General features: G+C 45.5%; 31 protein-coding genes. 9 read left to right on the forward strand and 22 right to left on the reverse strand.

What is annotated here, in order from left to right; genetic code table 11:
- The first annotated feature begins 67 nt into the window (after positions 1 to 67).
- Positions 68 to 886: a cobalamin-binding protein gene (locus FA954_RS11715; protein WP_037997414.1), complete on the forward strand. Its 819-nt coding sequence runs from the start codon at positions 68 to 70 to the stop codon at positions 884 to 886.
- On the opposite strand, the gene FA954_RS11720 is transcribed toward FA954_RS11715, so the two are convergent.
- The 4 genes from FA954_RS11720 to FA954_RS11730 all read right to left on the reverse strand — a co-directional run bounded on the left by FA954_RS11720 (position 872) and on the right by FA954_RS11730 (position 3,702).
- Positions 872 to 1,744, reverse strand: coding sequence for a diacylglycerol/lipid kinase family protein (locus FA954_RS11720; RefSeq protein ID WP_138615129.1), 873 nt, complete (start codon positions 1,742 to 1,744; stop codon positions 872 to 874). The two genes, FA954_RS11715 and FA954_RS11720, sit on opposite strands and share 15 nt — an antisense overlap.
- 60 nt (positions 1,745 to 1,804) lie before the next feature.
- Positions 1,805 to 2,074, reverse strand: a complete 270-nt coding sequence (locus FA954_RS11725) for a YuiB family protein (protein ID WP_082240761.1) — start codon at positions 2,072 to 2,074, stop codon at positions 1,805 to 1,807.
- A gap of 90 nt (positions 2,075 to 2,164) precedes the next feature.
- Positions 2,165 to 2,299, reverse strand: coding sequence for a YuiA family protein (locus FA954_RS13730; protein ID WP_049719677.1), 135 nt, complete (start codon positions 2,297 to 2,299; stop codon positions 2,165 to 2,167).
- Positions 2,300 to 2,502: 203 nt separating this feature from the next.
- Positions 2,503 to 3,702 (reverse strand): NAD(P)/FAD-dependent oxidoreductase, encoded by a 1,200-nt coding sequence (locus FA954_RS11730; RefSeq protein ID WP_037997405.1) that lies wholly within the window; start codon positions 3,700 to 3,702, stop codon positions 2,503 to 2,505.
- A 283-nt stretch (positions 3,703 to 3,985) separates the two neighbouring features.
- On the opposite strand from FA954_RS11730, the gene FA954_RS11735 reads away from it, so the two are divergent.
- Complete coding sequence (locus tag FA954_RS11735) at positions 3,986 to 4,993, forward strand: NAD(P)/FAD-dependent oxidoreductase (RefSeq protein ID WP_037997403.1); 1,008 nt, start codon at positions 3,986 to 3,988, stop codon at positions 4,991 to 4,993.
- A 63-nt stretch (positions 4,994 to 5,056) separates the two neighbouring features.
- Positions 5,057 to 5,320 (forward strand): hypothetical protein, encoded by a 264-nt coding sequence (locus tag FA954_RS11740; RefSeq protein ID WP_037997401.1) that lies wholly within the window; start codon positions 5,057 to 5,059, stop codon positions 5,318 to 5,320.
- A gap of 32 nt (positions 5,321 to 5,352) precedes the next feature.
- Here the strand turns inward: FA954_RS11740 and FA954_RS11745 are convergent, their stop codons facing one another.
- Both FA954_RS11745 and FA954_RS11750 read right to left on the reverse strand, forming a co-directional pair.
- The gene (locus FA954_RS11745) at positions 5,353 to 5,712 is read right to left on the reverse strand and encodes a HesB/IscA family protein (RefSeq protein WP_037997398.1); all 360 of its coding nucleotides are present in this window, start codon (positions 5,710 to 5,712) and stop codon (positions 5,353 to 5,355) included.
- 63 nt (positions 5,713 to 5,775) lie between these two features.
- Entirely contained in the window at positions 5,776 to 6,024 is a 249-nt protein-coding gene (locus tag FA954_RS11750; RefSeq protein ID WP_037997396.1) for an aspartyl-phosphate phosphatase Spo0E family protein, read from the reverse strand.
- A gap of 393 nt (positions 6,025 to 6,417) precedes the next feature.
- On the opposite strand from FA954_RS11750, the gene mqnE reads away from it, so the two are divergent.
- Positions 6,418 to 7,518, forward strand: a complete 1,101-nt coding sequence (mqnE, locus tag FA954_RS11755; RefSeq protein WP_049719675.1) for an aminofutalosine synthase MqnE — start codon at positions 6,418 to 6,420, stop codon at positions 7,516 to 7,518.
- Positions 7,519 to 7,554: 36 nt separating this feature from the next.
- Here mqnE and FA954_RS11760 read toward each other — a convergent pair whose 3' ends face one another.
- From FA954_RS11760 to cysK, 10 genes are all read right to left on the reverse strand, one after another.
- Complete coding sequence (locus tag FA954_RS11760) at positions 7,555 to 7,794, reverse strand: DUF1450 domain-containing protein (RefSeq protein WP_037997390.1); 240 nt, start codon at positions 7,792 to 7,794, stop codon at positions 7,555 to 7,557.
- A gap of 102 nt (positions 7,795 to 7,896) precedes the next feature.
- Positions 7,897 to 8,466 carry a hypothetical protein gene (locus FA954_RS11765; RefSeq protein WP_037997387.1) on the reverse strand — a complete coding sequence of 190 codons (570 nt, stop codon included), beginning with the start codon at positions 8,464 to 8,466 and terminating at the stop codon, positions 7,897 to 7,899.
- A 24-nt stretch (positions 8,467 to 8,490) separates the two neighbouring features.
- Entirely contained in the window at positions 8,491 to 10,131 is a 1,641-nt protein-coding gene (gene ggt, locus FA954_RS11770; protein ID WP_037997384.1) for a gamma-glutamyltransferase, read from the reverse strand.
- Positions 10,121 to 11,260, reverse strand: coding sequence for a CapA family protein (locus FA954_RS11775; RefSeq protein ID WP_165489713.1), 1,140 nt, complete (start codon positions 11,258 to 11,260; stop codon positions 10,121 to 10,123). Before FA954_RS11775 ends, ggt begins: the two co-directional genes overlap by 11 nt.
- Positions 11,261 to 11,367: 107 nt before the next feature.
- The gene (locus FA954_RS11780) at positions 11,368 to 12,528 is read right to left on the reverse strand and encodes a CapA family protein (protein WP_049719673.1); all 1,161 of its coding nucleotides are present in this window, start codon (positions 12,526 to 12,528) and stop codon (positions 11,368 to 11,370) included.
- 96 nt (positions 12,529 to 12,624) lie between these two features.
- Positions 12,625 to 13,101: a poly-gamma-glutamate biosynthesis protein PgsC gene (pgsC, locus tag FA954_RS11785; RefSeq protein ID WP_037994174.1), complete on the reverse strand. Its 477-nt coding sequence runs from the start codon at positions 13,099 to 13,101 to the stop codon at positions 12,625 to 12,627.
- A 12-nt stretch (positions 13,102 to 13,113) separates the two neighbouring features.
- Positions 13,114 to 14,382, reverse strand: a complete 1,269-nt coding sequence (pgsB, locus tag FA954_RS11790; protein WP_138615130.1) for a poly-gamma-glutamate synthase PgsB — start codon at positions 14,380 to 14,382, stop codon at positions 13,114 to 13,116.
- A 269-nt stretch (positions 14,383 to 14,651) separates the two neighbouring features.
- Positions 14,652 to 14,960, reverse strand: a complete 309-nt coding sequence (locus FA954_RS11795) for a YuzD family protein (RefSeq protein WP_037994172.1) — start codon at positions 14,958 to 14,960, stop codon at positions 14,652 to 14,654.
- Between the two features lie 26 nt (positions 14,961 to 14,986).
- A complete protein-coding gene (locus FA954_RS11800; protein WP_037994170.1) occupies positions 14,987 to 16,120 on the reverse strand; it encodes a bifunctional cystathionine gamma-lyase/homocysteine desulfhydrase in 1,134 nt (377 codons plus the stop codon).
- Between the two features lie 3 nt (positions 16,121 to 16,123).
- Positions 16,124 to 17,050, reverse strand: a complete 927-nt coding sequence (gene cysK / locus FA954_RS11805) for a cysteine synthase A (RefSeq protein ID WP_062842824.1) — start codon at positions 17,048 to 17,050, stop codon at positions 16,124 to 16,126.
- 185 nt (positions 17,051 to 17,235) lie between these two features.
- Between cysK and FA954_RS11810 the strand changes: the two genes are divergently transcribed.
- The 4 genes from FA954_RS11810 (at position 17,236) to FA954_RS11825 (ending at position 19,288) form a co-directional block, all read left to right on the forward strand.
- Positions 17,236 to 17,469, forward strand: coding sequence for a NifU family protein (locus FA954_RS11810; protein WP_037994168.1), 234 nt, complete (start codon positions 17,236 to 17,238; stop codon positions 17,467 to 17,469).
- A 100-nt stretch (positions 17,470 to 17,569) separates the two neighbouring features.
- Complete coding sequence (locus FA954_RS11815; RefSeq protein WP_138615131.1) at positions 17,570 to 18,091, forward strand: Nramp family divalent metal transporter; 522 nt, start codon at positions 17,570 to 17,572, stop codon at positions 18,089 to 18,091.
- Positions 18,092 to 18,332: 241 nt separating this feature from the next.
- Positions 18,333 to 18,662, forward strand: coding sequence for a PadR family transcriptional regulator (locus FA954_RS11820; protein WP_138615132.1), 330 nt, complete (start codon positions 18,333 to 18,335; stop codon positions 18,660 to 18,662).
- Positions 18,659 to 19,288, forward strand: a complete 630-nt coding sequence (locus tag FA954_RS11825) for a permease prefix domain 1-containing protein (RefSeq protein WP_138615133.1) — start codon at positions 18,659 to 18,661, stop codon at positions 19,286 to 19,288. The genes FA954_RS11820 and FA954_RS11825 overlap by 4 nt, the downstream gene beginning before the upstream one ends.
- A 34-nt stretch (positions 19,289 to 19,322) precedes the next feature.
- Here the strand turns inward: FA954_RS11825 and FA954_RS11830 are convergent, their stop codons facing one another.
- Both FA954_RS11830 and FA954_RS11835 read right to left on the reverse strand, forming a co-directional pair.
- Positions 19,323 to 19,961, reverse strand: coding sequence for a hypothetical protein (locus tag FA954_RS11830; protein ID WP_138615134.1), 639 nt, complete (start codon positions 19,959 to 19,961; stop codon positions 19,323 to 19,325).
- Positions 19,962 to 19,982: 21 nt separating this feature from the next.
- Positions 19,983 to 20,552, reverse strand: a complete 570-nt coding sequence (locus FA954_RS11835; RefSeq protein ID WP_138615135.1) for a hypothetical protein — start codon at positions 20,550 to 20,552, stop codon at positions 19,983 to 19,985.
- 466 nt (positions 20,553 to 21,018) lie between these two features.
- Between FA954_RS11835 and FA954_RS11840 the strand changes: the two genes are divergently transcribed.
- Positions 21,019 to 21,492 (forward strand): SMI1/KNR4 family protein, encoded by a 474-nt coding sequence (locus tag FA954_RS11840; protein ID WP_175413210.1) that lies wholly within the window; start codon positions 21,019 to 21,021, stop codon positions 21,490 to 21,492.
- 474 nt (positions 21,493 to 21,966) lie between these two features.
- Here the strand turns inward: FA954_RS11840 and FA954_RS11845 are convergent, their stop codons facing one another.
- The 4 genes from FA954_RS11845 to FA954_RS11860 are packed head-to-tail and all read right to left on the reverse strand — an operon-like array spanning position 21,967 to position 24,041.
- On the reverse strand, positions 21,967 to 22,725 hold the full coding sequence (locus tag FA954_RS11845) for a PIG-L deacetylase family protein (RefSeq protein WP_175413211.1): 759 nt from the start codon (positions 22,723 to 22,725) through the stop codon (positions 21,967 to 21,969).
- A gap of 46 nt (positions 22,726 to 22,771) precedes the next feature.
- Positions 22,772 to 23,467: an N-acetylmuramoyl-L-alanine amidase family protein gene (locus FA954_RS11850; protein ID WP_138615138.1), complete on the reverse strand. Its 696-nt coding sequence runs from the start codon at positions 23,465 to 23,467 to the stop codon at positions 22,772 to 22,774.
- The gene (locus FA954_RS11855) at positions 23,464 to 23,706 is read right to left on the reverse strand and encodes a holin (protein ID WP_138615139.1); all 243 of its coding nucleotides are present in this window, start codon (positions 23,704 to 23,706) and stop codon (positions 23,464 to 23,466) included. Before FA954_RS11855 ends, FA954_RS11850 begins: the two co-directional genes overlap by 4 nt.
- Positions 23,707 to 23,711: 5 nt before the next feature.
- Complete coding sequence (locus FA954_RS11860) at positions 23,712 to 24,041, reverse strand: hemolysin XhlA family protein (protein WP_138615140.1); 330 nt, start codon at positions 24,039 to 24,041, stop codon at positions 23,712 to 23,714.
- Positions 24,042 to 24,068 lie beyond the last annotated feature (27 nt).

The raw sequence follows: 24,068 nt of genomic DNA on the forward strand, positions 1-24,068 counted from the left end.
GGACATTCAAGCAATGCCCGCTTCATCATTCTGAAGAAGCGCAATGCACTCAAAGGAGGGGATCAGGATGCGACTGGTTTCCATTTGTCCCAGCAATACGGAAATGCTTTATTTTCTGGGAGCGCACTCATGGCTTGTCGGAATTGATGATTACTCGGACTGGCCCCCGACATGCCAACACCTTCCGCGCGTCGGTCCGGATCTAAATGTTGATATCGAAAAAATCAAAGCATTGAATCCGGATCTGGTGATCGCTTCCCTCAGTGTCCCGGGAATGGAGAAAAATATCGAAAGATTAAAACAAGAAAATCTCCCCTTGATGATTCTGAACCCCAAAACCCTCCGGGATATTGCACAAGATTTGATCCGGCTCGGAGATGCTCTCGGCCTCCAAACCAAAGCGGAACAGACCGCCCGCCGGTTTACAGACCAAATCGACCGGCTCAAAGCCCGGATTCCCGGCAAGGAAACACCGCCGCGCCTGTATTGGGAGTGGTGGCCAAAACCGGTTTTCACCCCGGGCAGACGAAACTGGCTCACCGAGGTGAGTGAATTGGTCGGGGCAGTCAACATCTTCTCCGACATTGACAAAGAAAGTGTACAGACGGATTGGGAAACCGTACGGGATAAAAAGCCCGATTATGTTTTGACTGTCTGGACCGGGGTTCCGCTGAAGCGGATAAAAAAAGAGATGATCCAATCCCGTCCGGCCTGGCAAGGAACGCCACTTTCAAAGGAGCAAAATATTTTCCTGTTGGACGAGGGATGGTATTGCCGCCCCTCCCCCCGGATTTTGACCGGCCTTTGCCATTTGGCACACTTGTTATATCCGGAAACGTTTTCACCGCCGGATCCGGATCACCCTTTTCCCTTACAGGAGGAGTAAAGAACGGGGGTGCACTTCAATCCGGATTGGAGTCGTCCCCTTAACTTCCCCGTCAATATGGTAAGGAAACGATTCCGGTCCCAGGATTTCAATTTGTTGTGCCCGCTCAAACCGTATGGACGGGTGCCGGGCATGCCACCCGAAATAAGTTAATGGAAAAGCGCGAATAAACTGACCTTTCCTCAGATTTTGCACACAACAGACATCCAAATATCCGTCTTGAGTATCCGCCTGCGGACAAATCCGGATTCCTCCGCCGTATTGGCGGATATTGGCAACGGACACCATCCAACATTTCTCCAGCCGATACTCATTTCCGTCCATCCTCAGTGTCATGGACCGGGCCCTGTAGGAAAACAAACATTTCACCGCTTCCATCCCGTATGAAAACGATCCGAACCACTTTTTTAAGCCGGACCGGTTCACCCGCTCCACCACACTGACATCAAATCCCACCCCCGTGGATCCAAACATGGGTTTTCCGTTCACGGTCGCCGTATCCACCGGTTCCGGGTGAAAATTCAAGATACGCGCCAGCGCTTTTTCCGGCCGGGAAGGGATGGCGTGGGCAAAAGCAAAATCATTTCCGGTTCCGGACGGAATAATCCCGAATGGAACTGCAACGCCAATCAAGCCGCTCCCCACCTCGTTCACCGTTCCGTCGCCACCGATGGCAACCACCGCTTGCCACTTTTTCTGTTTGGCTCCGTCACGAATCCGGGAAGTCAATTTTTCGTTTTGCTTCGTATGCCAGACTTCATAAGCAACGGACCGGGCCTTGAGATATTTTTCTGCCTTTTCCCAAAAAACTTTTCCTTTTCCTTTTCCCGATTCCGGATTCACCACAAATAAAATCATGTTCTCACCTTCTGCCCGAATGCATTCTTGCTAAAAAAACCCAGGGTGCATCCCTGGTTTCTAGAACATCCGATATCCTTTTAAGCGCAACGTACGAATGGTAAAAATCCCGCCCAGGACTCCCAAAAAACCCGAAAAGAACAAAACGGCATTGACAATGGTAAAAATTTGCGTCACATCCCGCCCCACATACAAAACAACCCCGAAAAAAAGGGCGAGCGGCAACCAAGTGGTTTTTAAAATCATATTCAGAATAAAGCCCAATCCAAAAAATAAAACAAATAACAACGGAATGGAAATGATCAATTGGGCGAGCGTCACTTGAGTCATCGCCTCCACATCTCAAAGTTCCCACTCATTTTACTGAATATCTTTCAGAAGGTCAACGATATAAAAAAACCCGCCAAAAGCGGGTTCACTTCATTTTTTATCTTCTTTTCCGGTTCCGTGACAGGCATAACACGCTTCCGTACCGCCCAGCAAAAGCTCCAAATACCCTTTTCCGCTGCAATAATGGCAAGTATTTTCTGATAGTTCTGACATGGCTTTTTTCATGGAATCGCCCCCTGTGGTCCTGTTTCAGAAATGATATAATATTCTAATCTAAATGAAAAATTCCATTCAGGAGCAAGAACCGCGTTCACAATCCATGTAAGCGATAACATCAGAATCATGCCTTTTCTTTCGGAAAATTGCTGTATTCCATAACAAAAAACCCTTCTTAAACCAAGAAGGGTTTTTGTAAAAATCATAAATGATTACAGTTTTCCTTTGCGAAGAACCAAAGAAACGCCACCCAACAAGAAGAGCCAGCGAAGATCAATGATTTTTTTCATGAACGCAGCTGTTCCGCCGGTCATCTTTTTATTTCCGACCACACCGATGGCCTCTTTTCTTCCCAGAGAAGCCACGGTTCCTTTCGGTTCATATTTAAACGGTTGGTCAAATTGACCCCCGCGAACCACTTTGGCCAATTGTTTGCCGAGATATTGGCCTTGCTGTGTGGAGATTTGGGCTGTCGGCGGGTAAGGACGCTCATTTTCGCTTTCTCCCGGGAACACGAGAGAGCTGTCACCCACGATAAACACATTGTCATGGCCGGGAGCACGTAGATATTCATCCACTTTCACACGTCCGCGCATCGTTTCAATGCCGGATTCTTCAACCAGTTTATTTCCGCGCACGCCACCGGTCCAGACCACGGTAGATGATTTGATTTCACGTCCGCCTTTCAGGATGACACCGTCTTTGGTGCACTCTTCGATCGGCGTATTGACAATGAATTCAACACCTTTATTTTCCAGGTATTTCACTGCATAGTCCACCAGTTCTTTGTCAAATCCCGGCAAGACGGTCGGTGCCGCTTCCACATTCACAATACGGACTTTTTCAAGCGGAATGTCATAATCCCGGCACAGCTCGGGCATGCGATCCACCAATTCGCCCACGTACTCAATTCCGGTGAATCCGGCTCCCCCGACCACGATCGTGATCAATTCTTCTTTTTTCTCAATGGCATAACGCGAGAACATGTATTCCATGTGCTCGCGAATCATGCGCACGCTGTTGATATTGCGAATAAAGAACGCATTTTCCAATAAACCTTTAATACCAAACGTTTCCGGTGCGCTTCCCAATCCAACCACCAAATAGTCATATTGGATCGGGTCATTGTTTTCCAACAGAACCGTTTTTTCGTCCAACTTCATTCCGGTCACCCGGTCTTGGATAAAACGGATCCGGTTGGTGTCAATGACCGACGGGATCGAAACACGTGCGTGATCATGATGGGAAGTTCCTGCAGCCGGCTCATGCAATTTCGTCGTGATATAGTGGTAACTGTTTTGGTTGACCAGGGTAATTTCTGCTTCGTTCGCATTCAGATTTTTGGCCAATCCTTTGGCTGTCATCAGTCCGCCATACCCTGCTCCAAGGATCACGATTTTAGGTATACTCATCACAAATCACATCCATCTAAAGTATTATTTAGTATGATTGATTTCTCACAATCTGAAAAGGTTCGAACGCTTCGTGATCATTGAATCATGCCATTGATTATGATATTATTTTCACGAACTTTTAGCAAGAGCTTTTGTTCACATTTTCTCCACTTCATTTCAGTCTATCCGGCAAAAACGAATTGGTAAATTTTTTAAAGCTATGGATTCGATCATCACATCATGTTATATGATTATTATATAATTTTCTCCATTTTCGCAATAATATTTTGGAGGTGCGCTTGTGACAACACAACAAGTTGAACAAAACATAACCGATATCATTGTGATCGGCGGAGGGCCAACCGGGCTCTTTGCTGCTTTTTACGCCGGAATGCGCCAAGCTTCCGTCAAAGTCATTGAAAGCCTGCCGCAATTGGGAGGCCAATTGTCTGCACTCTATCCGGAAAAATATATTTATGACATTGCCGGTTTTCCCAAAGTGACCGCCCAAAACCTGGTGGATAATCTGATTGAGCAAGCCAACCTTTTTCATCCCACCTATTGTTTGGATGAAAAGGTCTTACAAGTTCATAAAAAAGAAGAACGATTATTTGAGGTTGTCACCCAAAAACAAGTGCATTTGGGCCGTTCTGTGATTATCACCGCTGGTTGCGGAGCTTTTGAACCACGCAAATTGAAACTGCCGGAAGCTGAGAAATTTGAAAACACCCATATTCATTACTTTGTCAAAGACAAGCGGCAGTTTGAAGGAAAAGATGTTTTAATCGCCGGCGGGGGAGATTCCGCGGTGGATTGGGCTTTGATGCTGGAACCGGTCGCCAAAAGTGTCACTTTGATCCATCGCCGGGACAAATTCCGCGCTCATGAGCACAGTGTCGAAAAAATGATGAATTCCGGCATCAGGGTGTTAACCCCGCGGGAAATTACCGCGATCGAAGGAGCCACACACATCGAAAAAGTGACGATTTCTGATAAAAAAAGCGGTGTATCCGAGGAATTGAAAGTGGATGAAGTGATTGTCAGCTTTGGGTTTGTCTCTTCGTTGGGGCCGATTCAAGAGTGGGGACTTCACATCGAAAAAGGATCCATCCTTGTCAACTCCAAAATGGAAACCAACATCCCCGGCATTTACGCCGCCGGCGATATTGCCACCTATGAAGGAAAAGTCAAACTGATCACTGTTGGTTTCGGGGAAGCCCCCATTGCCGTCAACCATGCCAAACAATACATTGATCCGGATGCCCGTGTTCAGCCTCAACACAGCTCCAATTTAAAATTGGACCGGTAATTTGTTGCATGATCCCTCCTTTGATTTGAAACGATAAATATAAAATCAAAGGAGGGATTTTTTTTGGGTACTCATTATGCTTGTCCCGTTTGCAACGGGTTTTCCGCCCTCGAAACTCATCGTTGCCCCGGGTGCGGTCATGTTTTGGAAGACAACGGACGGTTGACTGACCTGTTCAGTGATTACAGTCCTTACCGGGAGATTGATGATCTGAAAATGACCGACGGGCTGACCGATCTGAAAACCCGTCAATGTCCTCACACCCTCATCTGTCCCGCTTGCGGGCATTCCAAAGTGATGCTGGTGGATGAAATCCCGATATCGTAAAAAAACCCATCTCACATGGAGACGGGTTTTTTTTAACAATCCTCGTCGGGCCGGCCTGATTCCGTTGCCGTCCGAAATGATGATCCGCAACCGCAAGTAACCGTTGCATTCGGATTATCGATACTGAATCCGCCGCCCATGACGGTCTCTTTGTAATCAATCACCGTTCCCTGCAGCAACGGTTGGCTTCGTTGATCAACCAAAATCCGGACACCAAACTGGTTCAATTCCATATCATTTTCTTTCTTTTCTTCATCAAAACCCATACTATATGAAAAACCGCTGCATCCGCCGTATTCCACGCCAACGCGCAGATAGAGGTTTTCCGGATGCTCTTGTTCGCTCAACATATCCTTCACTTTTAAAGCGGCTTGTTCCGTCAATGTAATCATGGGGCATTCCCTCCTTCTCTTTACAGTATACAAGGGAATCTTCCCCTGATACAACCGATGAGCTCAGATCGCTTTCATCATCGCCTGTTTGGAACGTTTTTTCGTTCTTTGCATCGGGGAACGAAGCGGATAGATGATTTCTTCTCCCCTTTGGTGAAGAATCGTTTCCTGCTCCCACAAATTATGCAGTTCGTCGAGCTCCCGGCTCAGTTCATAAACGGCCGGATGATTCAAACCGAAACGATCTGCCGCTTCTTCCATGCGTTTTCTTGCTTTTTCCAACTGATCTTTTAACGCCGGACCCCCACTCATCTTATGACCTCCTCTCCCCTGTCTTGACCCATCTCTCATCAAACAAGGCACATTTGTTCGAAATCTGCCAGTTATTTTCAGTATACAATGACAAAACTGAAAAGAAAAGCCGCATTTTTTACAAATTATTCAATTAAATATATTATTTAGACACAACTTCTTGTTATCTCCATCCTTTCCAAACTTTTTGCGCCGTTATGTAAAAAAATGTAACCCCCTTCCCTCCCGGGAAATTGACAAAATCCGGGCGACGGAAGAGGCCTTCCCGTTTGTTTTCCAATGATTATCCTTTGTGGTAGAATAATATAAGTTCGATTTGTTATTTAGACATTCGAAATAATTTCAGATATCATTGGTTCTTTGTTTGATCAGAAATGAGAGGAGGAACCCTCCATGTCGTTAACCTCCACGGTTTCAGACCGCAATTTGGATATGATTGTGGAGAAGGTGAAACATGGGGAACGCCTTACATTGGAAGACGGGCTCACTTTATACGAATCGCCGGACTTACTCACCATCGGCCAATTGGCCAATGAAGTAAACAGGAGAAAGAATGGGGATCGTGTTTACTTTATCCAGAATATGTACTTAAACCCGACAAACGTTTGTGAAGCCAGATGTGCATTCTGCGCTTTCCGGCGGGATCCCGGGGAAGAAGGGGCTTACACCATGTCGCCCGAGGAATTGCTGGAACATGTCGGCGAGCGGTACACGGAAGGAATCCGGGAATTCCACATTGTCGGCGGACATAACCACACGGTGCCGTTTGACTATTATCTTGAAACGGTAGCCATCTTGAAAAAACACTACCCGCATGTGACCATCAAAGCTTACACGGCGGCGGAAGTGGAATTTTTCTCCCGCTTGTCCGGGCGTCCGGTCGAAACGGTCTTGAAAGAACTGATGGACGCCGGCGTCAGCTCCCTGACCGGCGGCGGCGCGGAAATCCTGACCGAGCGTTACCGTTTAAAAATGAGCCCCGACAAAGCAAGCACCGACGACTGGTTGAATGTCCACCGCACCGCGCACCAGCTGGGAATGAAAACGCACAGCACCATGCTTTACGGATCGATTGAAACCAAGGAAGAACGGTTGATTCACATGATCCGCCTGCGTGAATTGCAAGACGAAACCAACGGCTTTTTGGTCTTTATTCCCTTGGCGGTACAACCCAAAAGCGTCAATGCTTCCATCAAACGTCGCACTTCGGCGATGGACGACCTGAGAACCATTGCCATCAGCCGGCTGATGCTGGATAATTTCCCGCATATCAAAGCTTATTTTATCAATATCGGAACGCAGCTGGCGCAATTGGCCACGCAATTCGGTTCTTCCGATCTGCACGGAACCCTGGTTCAGGAACGAATCAGCCATGCCGCTGGCGCTTTGACGCAACAAGCATTGACCAAAGACGAACTGATCTGGCTGATCAAAGGAGCCAACCGCACACCGGTCGAACGGGACACGTTCTACAACGAAATTGCGGTTTACTAGAAAAAAAGCATCCGGCTGAAACAACCGGATGCTTTTTTAATATCGAATTTCCATGTCTTCAATCTCCTCATAAATTTTCTTGAGAAGTTCTTTTCCGCTGTCCGCCGTGACGATTTCCCCGTTGACCAATGCATAGGGACCTTGCGCACAGATTCCGCAGTTCCCCAAACAGTCATACTCCAACACATCAATCCCCGGATCTTTTTCCAGCTCGTTTTTTACGGCCAACACTTCATCCGTCAAATTATTGATGCAAAACTCAACAAGAGGGATCATTTATATTCACTCCATCATTGACTTCATCTTTTGGTTGTTATTATATAACGATTCCATGGCTTTTCCCATTTCCAGAAAAAAACAGCACTCCGGGCCATGGATTCACCCGGAGTTTGGTGCATTCTGATTCTCTTCTTTGATTAATTTCAGGCCGGTTTCTTTCATCACCCGGATCGTCTCTGATTGGCTCCATTGCCGGTCCTCGATGATTTCATCCGTAAAAACCAAGGTGGACAAGTCGTCCAAGATGTCATGGGAAGCTCTCGTTCCCAATTTATTCTTTGCCTGGTTCAAATCCTGACGAAAAGCTTGGAAAAAAGCAAAGTACTTTCCGTTGTTTACATATTCGGGTTGATTGATGATGGATTCGATATTTTGAAATTCGCTCTCCGGATGATCGAGCGGGGCCCCCCATTCCGGCCCGAACACAAAATAGTGATCATGCTGATGGAGTGCGTCCAAAGATCTGGCAATCGCATCGAAATCCTCCCGCCGAAAAATCCCTTCATCCGGCTTGTCCAGTAAGGTTCCTTTCACCAACTGTTCCCGGTATTTTTCAATCGCTTGTTTTTCTTCAGGACTCAGCTGTTCCACATGACGAAAATCCATTAAAAAAAACAATATGGCTCCAATGATCAAAAAAGGAGTAAGTATTCGCAACAAACGCTTCATACCCATGCCTCCAACCCGTCTCCATTAGTCTGCACCAAAGCGAAAGGCTCCGTCCCGTCGTCCGTCAAACCCTCCTTCCATCTTGTTCTTACTCCGGTTCACCCGGATGCCTTGCACTCCCCCGTAATACATGCCCGTCGGTTTCACAATCACCTGATATCCTTTTTGTTCCAATTCTTTCTGGACATCGGCAGGCAACGCTTTTTCGACATAAACGATATTATCTTCCACGATAAACCGGGGGCGGTTGATGGCGGACTGGACCGAAAGATCATATTCCAAGACACGCAACACCACTTGTGTCAAAACCGGCGTAATCCGGCTTCCGCCTGCACTTCCGATCCCCAAAACCGGGCGTCCGTTTTTGGCAAAAATGGTCGGAGCTGTATAACTGACGGGCCGTTTCCCCAACTGGGGACGATTGGGAGAGCTTTTGATGATACTGAAGTTTTTTAACTGGTTGTTTAAGAAAAAGCCATCCACGTATATCCCCGAGCCGAAAAAGTTACTCAAGGTATTGGTGGCCGTCACCATGTTTCCGTCTTTATCGACAACCACAAAATGGGTCGTATTGTCATGTTCCTCTTTGTCCGCGAGCGAATCGGCCACGGTTTGATACTGGCTCGAAATTTGTTTGAGGTTGATATCCTTTGTTAATTGTTGAATATATTGATCCGCCAACATCTCCTTTACCGGAACCTTGGAAAACTGAGGATCTCCCACGTTTTGGCGCCGCGCATGGTTCACCCTTTTGTCGATTTCCCCGAGCAAATGGATCTGATCGGCAGACAAGTCCTGGGTTTTGCCCACCTTCAGTTTATCCGCCATTTTTAACGACTCGGCCAACATAATTCCACCGGTTGGGGGAGAAGGGGTGATCATTTCATAGTCCCCGTATTTTACAACAATCGGTTCTTTGACCAACGGCTGATACTTGTGTAAATCACTGACTTTCACGCCTTGGGATTTATTCTCGATGTCTTTGGCGATCAAGCCTTCATAAAACGCTTTGGATCCGTCTTTTTGAATCGCCTTCAGTGTATTGGCCAGATCTTTTTGGACCAGCAAGCGGTGCGCCTGAATCGGCTCCCCGTCCGGGAACATGTGCTTCAGATCGTTGACCGGCAGCCGGTATTTAGCAGCCTGTAAGCGGCTGTTTAAAATCGGGGTGACTTCAAACCCCTGTTCCGCCAGCTCAATCGAAGGTTGAATCAACTGATCCATCGGCAATTTTCCGTATCGTTGATGAACGAGTTCCATTCCTTTCACAAACCCCGGAACCCCCACTCCGTTATCCGGAATGATCCCGGTGTATGGCGCTGTTTCCCGATAATCGATGACCACGGGGTCTTTCTCCTTGCTGTAAAAATCGATCAACATCGTTCCTCCGCCGCCAAGCCCCGATCCGTAAGGCTCAACGACGCCCAAAGCATATCCGACGGCAATCGCCGCATCCACCGCATTGCCGCCTTGCTCCAAAATGCGCATCCCCACTTTGACCGCTTCCGGATGCGCCGCTGCCACTCCGTATTTATGCTTGTTCTTTTGGTCAACGGTTTGCTCAAAGGCTTTGGAATCATACTCATTGCTTTTATAAAAATAAGCAAAAATGGTGCCGATAATAACAAAAACAGCCAAGATGACATGAAATTTTTTATTGTTCAACCTTTTTCCCTCCTTTCAGCCCGGGCGGAAGCGGAACCGTGCGGACAAGGATGTTGTTTTCCCGTTTCCATGTGCGATTCCACAAATCCGAATATATCCTCTCTTGTGTCATTTGCATAAACACCCGCTCACGCCGGTACGCCTGACTCCATCCCAGAAGCGGACGTGGTTGTCCTTCCCGGATCATTAACGGATAAATTTCCAACCGGGCTGTATCATTTTTTAACACCTTGTATTGCACCAGCACACTTTCGCGGGTACGGGTCCAACCCTGATCAAACACAAAATTGCCCAAGCTGTAGAAAATCACGCCGTTTTTATACACCTCGACCGGCTCCAACACATGGGGATGATGGCCGACCACAAGATCCGCGCCGGCATCGATCAAAGCATGCCCCAGATCTCTCTGCCGCGGATGATAGCGGCTGTCATATTCCAATCCCCAATGCATATGTACAATCACCAGATCCGCATTTTGTTTGGCTTTGGCCACTTGTGGAAACCAAACATCCGGATCCGCCGGGGCGATTCCGGAACGTTGATGCATCGCGCGGAAATCGACCGGCATCACATCGGAAAAGCCCAAGGTGGCAATTTTTATCCCGTTCACGGTTTGATATACCACTTCAACGGCTTCGTCCAAATGACTGCCAGCCCCGACGGTCTCCAATCCGGCATCCCGAAAAGCCTTCAATGTATCCAACAAGCCTTGTTTCCCATAATCCTTCATATGGTTGTTAGCCAGATTGACGGTGGAAAAACCGACCTTTTTCAATGCTTTGGCAGCTTCGGGTTTTGTGCTCAGATGAATAAATTTGTCCGCCTTGGGATAACCCGGCCGGTTCACGATGGGATTCTCGAAGTTACCCGTCACATAATCCGAATACTGAAAATAAGGACGAACATAATGAAACAAATATTCATAACCGTAGTTTTTGACGATCACATCCTCGATATGCCGCCCGAACATCATGTCCCCCACCAGCGTGACCGTCAGCCGGCTGTCGGGATCCTCCCGGACGGATACGGCTTTCACGCGATCCAAGGCCGCCCATCCCGTCATCAACACGATGACGAGGAACAAAGCAATGTACGAATGGATCACAGCCTTTTTTTTCTCGCGTTTCATGTATCGCTGGAACCTCTGCCGATAAGTCAACATTTCCTCCATTCGTCCCTTCACGATGTAATCTTAATCAAAATCAATTTCAAATGGAAGAAAATTTCCTATATCTTTTATGGAGCCAATTTTGCTTTTAGTTTCGGCGGAAGATCGATGGTGCGTACCAACGCGTCACCTTCCCGTTTCCACAAACGACTCCATTCCTTCGAAAAGACAGGCTCATCGGTGATTTGCATAAAAATCCTCTCCCGACGGTAAAAAGAACCAAAACCGGTTAAAGGCCTCGGGGTTCCCTGCCGAATGACAAGCGGGTGAATCACCAAATTCACCTTTCCATTCATCACTTTATACTGAGCCAAAGCACTTTCGCGGGTACGGGACCACCCCTGATCCGAAATAAAGTTCCCAAGGCTGTAAAAGATGACCCCGTGTTTGTAAACTTCCACCGGTTCCAAAACATGGGGATGGTGGCCGATCACGATATCGGCTCCGGCATCGATCAACGACCGTCCCAAATCCTGCTGTCTCGGGTGGAAGTTGCTGTCATACTCTTCACCCCAATGCATATGGACAATCACCAGATCGGCATTTTTTTTGGCTTTGGCCACATCATAAAAAAACACGTCCGGATCCGCCGGGGCCACACCGGACCGGTCGGACAAAGCGCGAAAATCTTTGGGAAGAATATCGGAAAACCCGAGGGTGGCAATTTTGATGCCCCGGATCATCTGATAGGTAACGGTGGAAGCATCTTGGATATTGTAGCCGGCTCCGACCGTCTTCACCTTTTGGTTTTGAAACACCCGAATGGTATCCAACAAGCCTTGTTTCCCATAATCTTTTATGTGGTTGTTGGCAAGGTTGACGGTCGTGAAACCTTCTTCTTTCAACACTTTGGCAATCTCCGGTTTGGTGGAAATATGCACCCGTTTGTCCGCTTTGGGATAATCTTCGCCTTCGGTGACGGGCTGATCAAAATTTCCGGTAATATAATCCGATTTCTTGAGATAAGGCCGCACATACTGAAACAACGACTGATATCCGTGATTGGGGACCACCACTTCATCGACATACCGCCCGAACAACATGTCTCCTGCCATGCTGATGGTCAAAAGGCTGTGATCATCTTTTTCCTCCACTTTTGGCGGCGAATCCAAAACCTGGCTGAGGACGATGAGCAAAACGGTGATGCCAAGAGCAATCAACGTGTGCTGCATCGTTTTTTTCTTTTGCCTTTTGATATAGCGTTGAAATTTTTGTTTCCAAGTTAACATGTAGAATCCATCCTTACACCTTGCATAAAAAATAAAGTTCGGGGTTAGAGCCTGTTTCTTTCTCCACCCCCGCATCTTTTGGCTGCCCTTTGATGTTTAGAAAAATTTCAGCAACACAAATTCGTATAAAAACATAATGACGAAAGTCGCCCCGCTTAATAACAACGTACTTCCGACGGTCGGAATCACGCCCTGTTTTTGAATGGTGTTGGCAATGAGTCCGGGAACAATCACACCGATCCCCCGGAATTCCTGCATTTCAAAAGGCAAATAAGGAAAAGTCATGGGAGCAAAATAATCAAAAACCAGCTTCAAGGCGACACCGACGGACAACATGGCGGCAAACTTTCTCCGCCCGTATAAAATGGTAAATCGCCCGACGACTTTTGTCACAATTATAAATGTTAAAAAACTAATCAACAAAATCACACAAATGAAAACAGGTTGATCAAAAACCAATCCCATATATCCGGGAACAATCAGTCCTGCAGGCATTACCCCCACTTTTTCCGCATACAACAGGCTGAGTACCACGCCGATAATTAACGAAACGTATAAGTCTGATCCAAACAACGAACTTTCCTCCTAGCTGACAATATGTGCCATTTTCTTGTTTTGTACCGCTTTTTGTTCATCTTCGGGTTGATTCGATTCAGACTCCAGCCGGGCGGTAAACTGCTCTTTGGCTTTTTGGTTCATCTGTTCAAACCATTCACACAACGGCTCCGCAGCCCCGTGAATGTTTCCGACGCCGTAAACCAACCGGTTATGTAATTTGCCTTGAATCGCTTGAACAATTTGTTCCACCGGCTGATTTTCCAGATCCAGCAGTTCACTGCACCGGATCAGGCCTTTTTCGCAGGCTTCCACGATCGGCTGAGTCGTTTGTCCGATGACGACAAGTGTATCGATGGACATATGCGGCAAAACATCCCTTGCGAATTGTTCGGTCCGATCCACCCGGTCCGGACGGCAGTTCATAATGACCACGGGATCTTTGACCGGATATCCCAACATTCCGACACGTTCCCAAATATTGAGGGTGGATGAAGCATCATTGGCTGCAAATCCGTTGACAAAATAGGCAGGATGTTCATCCGCACTCAGCGGAAGGATCCGCATGGCTCCCGGATCGGGATTTGCCTTCAACATGCCCCGGAAAGCCGTTTCCTGGTCAATGCCCAACGCTTCGGCAACAGCCAACGCCAATGCGGCATTCTCCGGAAACACCATGTAATCGAACTGGCGCAAAAACTTTTCCGAGATCTTGGAAGTATCGGCAACAAAAACACGCGTGCGGCGGCGACGGGCAACGTTTTTGAAAAAGGGAACGAAAGGCCCTTCGGATACAATCAGATATCCTTTGTACGGAATTGTCGCCGTAAACGCATCCGCCACCTCTTGCAACGTCGGCCCCATCACATCCATATGGTCTTCCAAAACATTGACAATCACGCCGACATTGGCTTGCAACATTTCTTCCTGAAATACAATCTGATAATCCGGATTCACTGCCATGCATTCGCTGACCAGACAATTGGCTCCGAGCTTGGCCACTTCTTCCACAACCACTTTCTGTTCCCGGATATTAGGCCCTTCCAGGCGTCTGCGAATCGGTTTTTCTTCCTTTTTATCCCAATAGATCATCCGGGCGGCCGTCCCCGTGGTTTTCCCGACCGCACGATATCCGGCTTCAATCATGACTCCGGTAATCAATCTGGTCACCGTGGATTTCCCGCGGATGCCGTTCACATTAATCCGCAACGGAATGGAATCAATATTTTTTTGGTGTTTTTTCTTTTCCCAGACCCCCAGGCCAAAAAGCGCCCCAAGCGACAGGGGGATCAACCACATATCCATCAACTCCTCGGTTCCTCCGTGATCCAAGCGGTGATGGCCATTTCATCACCCATCCGGAACATCCATTTTTTATCTGTTTATATTATACTATTAATGACTTTTAATAAGATTTTACTAGAACGTTAAATAGCAGACACATAATAAGATATCACGAACCCGCCGGAACTCGTAGCAAAAATAGCACAAAAATATTAAACCTTTTTGAGTTGCTGATGAAAACCCCCGATCCCCGAAGCAACAAAAAAAATGCTGTGCAGAAACCTCTACACAGCAATCAAGCGGTCGATCACTTCACAGATTTTTTTCAGTTTCGGATTTCCTTCCGCAACCATTTCATCCTCAATGACCACGACGGGGTACCATAAATCTTCTTCGATGACCCGTTGGCTGAATGCTTTTTCTTTTTCTGTCTGGGGATGGAAAATATCCACATATTTTACCGTCACCTGCCCGGGATATTTTCGCCTGAGGGCCGCTTCCAACCAGGTTGCGGTCTCCTTGGAAGAAGGCAGGTTGACACAACTGGCACAAATTTCTTCCGCACCATAGACGTATACAACGACATGATTCACCGGCTTCCCTCCGCTTCTCTATTCTATTACCGAAGCGCCTGATCCAAATCCATGATCAAGTCTTCCACATCCTCCACACCAACGGAAATGCGGACCAATCCGTCCGTGATCCCGAGTTCCGCCCTGCGTTCGGCAGGAATCGATGCATGGGTCATGCGGGCCGGGACAGAAATCAGGCTTTCCACCGCTCCCAAGCTTTCCGCAAGGGTGAAGAAGCGGGTGTTCTCCAACAATTGATCCGCCTTTTCCGCGCAGCCCACATCAAACGAGATGATCCCGCCATAGCCTTTGGCTTGTACGGATGCCACTTCGTGCCCCGGATGGCTTTCCAATCCCGGATAATACACTTTCTCCACTTGCTCATGCTCATTCAACCAATCGGCAATCCGCCGGGCATTTTGTTCATGTTGGCGCATTCTCAATCCCAGCGTCTTCATTCCTCTCATCAAAAGCCAGGAATCTTGCGGTCCGAGAATGCCGCCGATCGAGTTTTGCAAAAAGTGGAGTTCCTCACCCAGGGATTTTTCTTTGGTGACAACCAGTCCGGCGACCACGTCACTGTGTCCCCCGAGATATTTGGTGGCACTGTGAAGAACAATATCGGCACCAAGGTCCAACGGGTTTTGCCAGTAAGGAGTCAAAAACGTGTTATCCACAATCAGCAACAACCCTTTTTCTTTGGCCAACTGTGCGATCGCCCGGATATCAGATACTTTTAAGAGTGGATTACTTGGTGTTTCCATATAAATGGCCTTCGTGTCGGGAAGAATGGCCGCCTCGATTTGTTTTGGATCACTGGTGTCCGCAAACGTGGCTTTCAATCCCATCCGGTTAAACACCTTGGAAACCACCCGGTACGTCCCGCCGTAAACATCATCCCCGATGACCAAATGGTCTCCTTGATTGAAGTAAGAAAGGACAGTTGAGATGGCAGCCATTCCCGAGCTGAAAGCCAACCCGGCCGCACCATTTTCCAATTCCGCGATCAGCTGTTCCAATGCCGCCCGGGTCGGGTTCCCCGTCCGGGAATATTCATAACCGGAATGTTCACCCACCCGTTTTTGTTTATAGGTTGACACCTGGTATATCGGAACGCTGACGGCTCCGGTTTGGGCATCGCCAAAAACGCCTCCGTGAATCAATTTTGTATCCGTTTTCATCGTTTACACCCCACCTTGGTAAATTTTTGAGCTGAGATAACGTTCGCTGCTGTCTGGAAAAATGACCACGATCTGTGCATCTTTGGAGCATTTTTTGGCTTCTTCCAAAGCGGCATAACAAGCGGCCCCGGAAGAACTTCCCACCAGCAACCCTTCCTTCGTCGCCAGTTCCTTGACGAGCCGGAAGGCATCCTCGTCCTTTACCGTATACACTTCATCGATCAAAGACCGGTCAAAGTAATCCGGGAACATTTCCATGCCGATTCCTTCCGTCTTGTGCGGCCCCGGCTTTCCGCCCCCGATGATGGATCCTTCCGGTTCCACGATCACCGTTTTGATCGCCGGATTTTTTTCTTTCAGGTAGCGGGCCGTCCCCATAAACGTTCCGGCTGAACCAGCCCCGGCCACAAACACGTCAATTTGGCCGTCCATCTGCTCCCAGATTTCAGGGCCGGTGCTTTCATAATGCGCCCGGGGATTGGCCGGGTTGACAAATTGTTGCGGGCAATAAGCGCCGGGAATGGATTGTTCCAATTCTTTCGCTTTTTCCATGGCCCCTTTCATCCCGAGCTCGGTCGGCGTATTGATCACCTCGGCTCCCAACGCGCGCATCAATTCTTGCTTTTCCACTGAAAACTTTTCCGGAACGACAAAAATCACCCGATAGTCCGTCCCCACCGCGGCCAAAGCAATGCCAATGCCTGTGTTCCCGGCTGTCGGCTCGATAATCGTCCCGCCCGGTTTCAGTTTCCCCGTTCTTTCCCCTTCGCGAATCAACGCCACTCCCAAGCGGTCTTTCACACTGCCACCGGGATTAAAAAACTCCAATTTCGCAAACAGTTTTATATTCTTCGGAGTTCCCATCCGTTTCAGACGTAACATCGGGGTTTGACCAATCAATTCCTTTACGTCTTCATAACGCTTTTTCATATACATACTCCTTTGAAATGAAACTGAGACATATCCATCATATCAATTTTCTGATTTGGAAAAAAGACTCGTTTTTCCCTGCCGGTTTCCGCCAATTAACCATTGATTTTGCTGGAAAAACCCCCTACAATGAATTTGATATTGGGATATCTGCTTGGTTTGTTACTCCTATTTAGAAAGGGGTTATGGTTGTGTCAGTAGAAGAACGCGTTAATGAAGTATTGGGCAAATTGCGCCCTTTCATTCAGCGTGACGGTGGAGACGTGGAACTGGTTGAAGTCGAAGACGGAATCGTGCGTGTGCGTTTGCTCGGTGCCTGCGGAAGCTGCCCCAGTTCCACCATTACACTGAAAGCCGGAATTGAACGGGCGTTGATGGAAGAAGTACCGGAAGTTCGCGAAGTCGAGCAGGTATTATAAGCTCTTTCTCAAATCCCTCTTACTTTTTGTAAAGAGGGATTTTTTATATTCATCTCGAAAACAAAAAAAGAAACTTATTTAATGTATAAATACAATTGCGATGAAGGAGGGATCTCCCGTACAAACCAAAACGCCTCCCAAAACATTAAAAGAACGTTTTTTATTGATCGGACCCGGGCTGGTTGCCGCCGCCACCGGTGTGGGAGCCGGAGACTTGGTCGCCGCCTTGGTGGCCGGAACCAAGTTTGGAACGGTTTTTGTTTGGACCATTATTGCCGGGGCCATCATCAAGTATTTCCTGAATGAAGGTGTGGGCCGTTTCCAACTCGCCTCCGGACAAACCATTCTGCAGGGATGGAGATCTCTGGGCCACTGGGCATTGATCTACTTTGGAATTTATATCGTGATATGGGGATTCATTTACGGAGCCGCCGGATCATCCTCCGCCGCTCTGGCCGCCACCGCCATCTTTCCACAAATCCCGTTGAAAGGCTGGGCCATCCTGCACGCCATTATTTGCTTAATATTCGTATGGATCGGAAGATATCAGTTTTTTGAAAAAGTGATGTCCCTGCTGACCGGCATTATGTTCATTACACTCATTTTAACTAAACAACAGTAATTCGGGTTTGTTAACCCTAAACAAGTTTCCCAAGCCGTGCTTAGTCTCTTTGTTGCCGGATATTAAGTGCTGAATGCTGTTGCCAACTGAAAAGCTGTGTTATCTGAGACCAAAGATCCATTAGCCTTATCAATTTCCTTGTTAAGTATACCTGACCAATTTTTTGATCATATGTTGTATAACGATGCATCGTGTGATATAATATATATTGCGGTACACATTTAAAAGTGGGGTTCTGATAATGGATAAAGAAATCATGAAAGGATCAATTGATATTCTTATTCTTTCTCTTTTAACCAAAAAGAATATGTATGGATATGAGCTCGCCAAAAATATCAAAAAGGAAAGTGACGATTTATATGATATGGGGGAAGGTACTCTTTATCCTGCATTAAAACGTTTAGAATCAAAGGGTTACTTGAAGTCTTACTGGGAAGTAGCAAAAACAGGGAAAAGAAGAAAGTATTATGCAATTACTGAAGATGGAGAAAAAATTCTCAAAAAGAAACTAGAGAATTGGAAGATTCTAAACAGACTCGTTTTGAAGGTATCTCGGGAGGCATTTTCATGAGTCGTTTTCAATCTTATATTGATCTAATGATAAAAGATATCAATTATAGCGAAAAAGTAAAAAAAGAATTATCAGAAGAACTTGAACTTCATTTGGAGATGCTTCTACATGAATACCTTGATAAGGGATACTCTCTGGACGAAGCAATGAAATACGCTGTTACAGATTTCGGTAACCCTCAAGTGATTGGAAAAGAACTAAAAAGAACCTTGATTGGAGGGAATATCGTGAAACAAAAAATGAGTTATATTTTGTTTATTCTCAATTATTTAGCGACCATTATTACTCTTGGGTTTTCAATAATCGTATTATTCGGAGATTATATTTTCAATGAAAGTGTAGCAGAAACAGCGAAACCTTATGTACCATTTTTCTGGATAGCATTTATTTTAGCTTTAGTATCTTTGTATTATTCACTTCCTAAACAATTAAATGTTCATTCCAAAGTTAGTGGGTGGATTTCTATCATTTTGGGTTTTTGGTGCATAGGAGGTGCAATCCACGATTGGGCAAACGGTTTTACAAATGGAGATAATCCTCTTATTTCTCTTTTTATCCCAGGATTCATCTTTACCTTCACCGGGGTATTATGCTTTATACTCTTAAAAGAAAAAAAGCTGATGTGATCTAAACATCAGCTTTTTTTCTTTTAATTTAGATTTAACGACTGCCATCCGGTTTTTCTGGCAATTCAATATATCTGACTTTTCCACCTGTTTCTTTTGCGTTTTTTTCGATTGTCTCTTTATAATGGACATCAATTAATTTAATAACTTTTTCATTTGATAATGCTTCTAAATCCATATATTTTCCTTTTACAGTTATGCTAAATACTCCGAGATCATTGTCCAACCGATCAATTATTTCTTGTGATTCATCATTAGGATTGGTCTCTTTGAACCTTTGAATTGCCTCATCAATCGACTCCTTAATGTTTCTATCAAAAACTTGAGACATAGCTCTTCCAGTTTCTCCCGGAATCCAATACCACACCCTTTCAATCTCAATACCAGGGTATCTATCCACTAACTGTTGTGCTTCTGAAGGTGACAAAAAATCATTGAATGTTACCGTTGCCCTAATGATCTCATCCGGAACCTCTTCGCTTTTATTTTTCAACATTTCCATACGTTCAAGTTGATAAGCAGATTTTTTACTAGATATTTCTTTACTAGGTAATCCCCCCACAAAGATTCTATATTCTTGATTACTTGCGGAAAATGCTTCGCTATAATACAAACAGCAACCCAAAAGCAAGACAGCGCTGACAATCGAAGTGATGACTAATTTTAACTTCATGTTTTTCCACCTCCCCAAGGATCAATCATTGTCAAAGGTAACTTTCGTATTATACTTTACGCCAAATGATTCATAATCAGTGGGAATACAGTCATAGCCTAAATCAGTCTCTCCATATTCTGACTCAAGCGGGAAACTATAAAGATCGCTTTGGCTACCGTTCTCATTAAGATACAATGTTCCCGAATAAGGCTTCTCAGCAACCAACAAATCCGGATCATGTGAGCCAATAGTAATGTCATTATCATCTGAATCTTGCCCAGATTCATACTCATAGTAGGCATCTGGAACATATGCAATAAAATCTCGGACTCCATTAAAAAAATCATCTGGATTTGTCATTCTTGCTTCAAATTCCCAGCAATCAGATGAATCGAAGGTATTTACTCCATATGGGGTCCATTTTGCAGAACCAAAGAATAAGTAAGAGTAACTAGTACTTCCTTTCATTAATCCGCCAGTGCCACTGTATGGTGAAAACCATTTATCAAATGCGGCACTATCGGCAAAAACCTGCATTGGAAGAGAAAAAGCCACAACAAGACTCAAAAAAACTGGAAAAATATTTTTTTTCCACACAACAAACACCATCCTTTCGTAATCCTCACTCTGTTTATCTCTCTCCCTTTTATGTATTCGAAAATAAAAATTAATTTTGGTACCATTATGACTATTTTAAGAAAAAAATTTATATTAATGTTACATAGCAATTCTACAATTGTTCTCACTGTTGGAGTTCTATTTGAAATAAGAAGATATATCAAATTGCCATTCAACGAAAAGTCATAAATATCATGCTTAATTGCATCCATAGTGGAAACTACTTTTATAAAAAGGGGGCCGAATTGACCTAGCATATGCAAATAGTGGAACGGATTGGCCATGAATTTATAAATTTCTAAATTTTATTTAATTTTGCTTCAGGTTTTCTAAGTATATATTCCTATACTTTAATTAATTTGCTAAATTATTATAAAGATCTATGAAGTATTTAACAAGAAGGAGGATAGGGAGTTACGGAAAGCAAAAAATAGTTACGTTTTCCGTGAATTTTAAAATGAACAAAAAATTATATCAGCTTCTTGTTATCCTGTTGATTATCTGTGTAGGCTTAGGAACCGGGGAAGGTCACATTGCCTTTGCAGAAGGTGGTTTTCACATTCCTGAAGTCAAGGATGATTTCAGTTCAAAAAGTGTATATGTCAATGTCAATGGAATCCCTCATCTTTTCGATCAAATTTTATCTGTTTCAAAAGAAGAAGAAGAAGAAGAGGATTTTTGCCATGTGATAGGAGCTTATAGACGAATGTACCTAGATGAAGACTCAGATCCGACTCTTCCTAAAGGATTTGTCCCCTTTGCATTGGACGAACAGAATAAATGGTATTGTTTTGATTATCGGAAATCAGTTGATTCTCCCTCAATTGTACTTATTAACTGGGAAGCTCATTATGAAGATGATCCGGACTACGTTGTAACCTTTATAAGAGGATCGTTTAATGAATTATTGGAAAGTCTGTATGAACTTTAATCTCTTTTCTTCAGGCAAAAGTCCTCTCCTTTCTCCGGTAATGGAGAGGGCTTTAATATTAGAACTGAAGGTTTACAAGAATTTTATTTTTTTGTAGACTGAAATTAGTTTATATTTTTGATGTTCATACAAGGATTTTTCGAGCACCTTGATATGTCAAAAATCCCCGGGGTTGCTCGCAATAGCTGAAACCCGCATGAAATAAAGGAAAAAGCCACTTCGTTTTGAGCTGATACATAAAAAATAACTTAAATACTCTTTAAAAAACGAAGGTGCTCGAAAAACCATATTGAACCTCAAGCGTGTCAAGAGTTTCAGACGCATGCAGTCAAAATGGTTACACCTCTCCTAGAGGATTGAAACGAAATCTAAAAAACGCGTTTTTGCTTTAACTCCGGTTTGGTCAGAATGATTACACCTCTCCTAGAGGATTGAAACAAAAAAGCCCTCTCCGGATATGGAGAGGGCTTTTAATTATTGCCCAGGCATATGGAGATAGTGGAACGGATCGGCCAAGAATTTATCAAATTGACGGCTGACTGAATGATATCCAATCGCATATGCACCGAGCCTCGGAGCCCAGGCAGCATAACACCGGCAAGCATTGATGACACGTTGCTTGATAGTGTTATCCGTCGGCGTATCTTTCCAACCGCCGCCAGGAATCGCTGCGCCACGGGATTCATAGTCATCCCTTGTGGCCATACTGATGATAAAGCGGACATAATATTGAATTGCCCCTTCATCATAGAGATCCTGCAAAGCTTGTCCACATGCTGCATGGTCCGGATGGATATCGTGATAACTCAAGGTATAGTGGTCAGCATCAGGGAACAAGTTGATATATTTCTGGATTACACTTTTAGCTTCATTCACTGTCACATTTTCCCCGCCGTCGCTATTCGGATCATCAAGATATTCAATATGCTGATTTTCAGCTGGTACACCAAGTTGCCGGAGAGCATTATAAAACTCTTCCATCCGGGCTTCCGCAAATTGCTCAACTGTCAACGGTTTATACCCCTCAAACTCCGGGTCGTGCTTGATCTCCCAGAAGTATCCGCCATTTACATGGGTCCCATTGATTACGTTAAGGGCCCCGGATTGGCGACCATGCGTCATCAGAACCACATGAGTATCCCTGCCGGCTGCTACATGCTCAGCGATGGTGATCCCCATGTTCAACGTCTCATCATCTGCATGTGGTGAGTAAAAAACAACAGGTCTGCTCATGATGTATCCCTCCATTAAAAAAACCCTGCCATTAGCAGGGTTTGTGTTAAAGTTTTTTCAATTGGATTTCCTTAGAGCCTTTCCTTACCGCTTCCAGTACAGCATCAGTAATTTTGGACTCGTAGGCTGTGTCATATATCACCTCCTCATCAACGGCAATGCGATACATCGGCTTAGGTGCCGTGTTTTTCTTTTTCAGACCGAAAATTTTGGCGATCCCGGCGGCAATTGCCGCGGCCAAGTTATCCAGGAAGGCATCATCTTTTAAGAGTTTATTTTCTTTTTCGTTTGTGATAAAGAGGTTTTCAAGTAGGATTGCCGGCATCTTGGTTTCACGGAGCACCGCGTAATTTGCACGTTTTTTCCCACGGTCATGGATACCGACTTGTGCCAGGTAATTCATAACTTGTTCATGGAGAATAGTCTGATACCGTGCGGTTGTAGTACTGGCGTTAACATAGATGAACGATTCAAAGCCGTGGGCGGATGCGCTCGCGGCATTGTTATGCAATGAGATGAAAAGGTCAGCATTTCGATCATTGGCGAACTTAGCGCGTTCGCTCAGTTCCAAAAAGCGGTCATCCCAACGGGTAAGGGATACGACCGCTTTTTCATATTGCCCAAGATGATCATTTAGTTTTTTCGCCAGGTTTAACACCACATCTTTTTCATTGATCTTAAAACCAATAGCGCCAGGGTCTTTACCACCATGTCCAGGATCAATCACAACATACACGCTCATTTGGACTTGCCCCCTTTGATCAAGTTTTTCGGTCCAGAATAAAGACCGGATGCAGAAAGCCCCAAAACAACACCTTGTAAAACTTTTACAGAAATGCTACCTTGCAAAAAGAAAGCACCAAACACTACACCCAACACCAAAGAAACAAGCGGGACCCACCGTGAAGGCAACCCCACTTGTTTCACTAACTCACAAAGCCCTAAAATGACTGGAATCAAAGCATATTCAAGACTTTCCATCATTATCATCCTCCTATCGATTGTTGGGCAAAATAAAAAAGCGCTCCTATTGCGCCTGTTGCAATGGCCCCTCCAACTATACGCCACATCCAGATTATTTGGTCCTCAATCTTTTTCGCCAAGTCTAATGCATCTTCTGCCTTATTAAGTGCTTCTCGGCTACGTTCATCTACCGATTCTAACGCCTTCTGGCTTCTCTCGCTCGCCTGTTGAGCGGCTTCAATTCGTCCCTCAAGCTTATCTAGTCGTCCTTCAATTCTTTGCAACGATTTCGATACCTCCTGGAGCGCTGTGTACATTTCCTTTGCAGAAATGATAACTCCGTTTTCATTCATATCTCCTTTTCCTCCTGCAGTTTCCCC

The sequence above is a fragment of the Thermoactinomyces vulgaris genome, assembly GCF_005886755.1.
Classification (GTDB): domain Bacteria; phylum Bacillota; class Bacilli; order Thermoactinomycetales; family Thermoactinomycetaceae; genus Thermoactinomyces; species Thermoactinomyces vulgaris.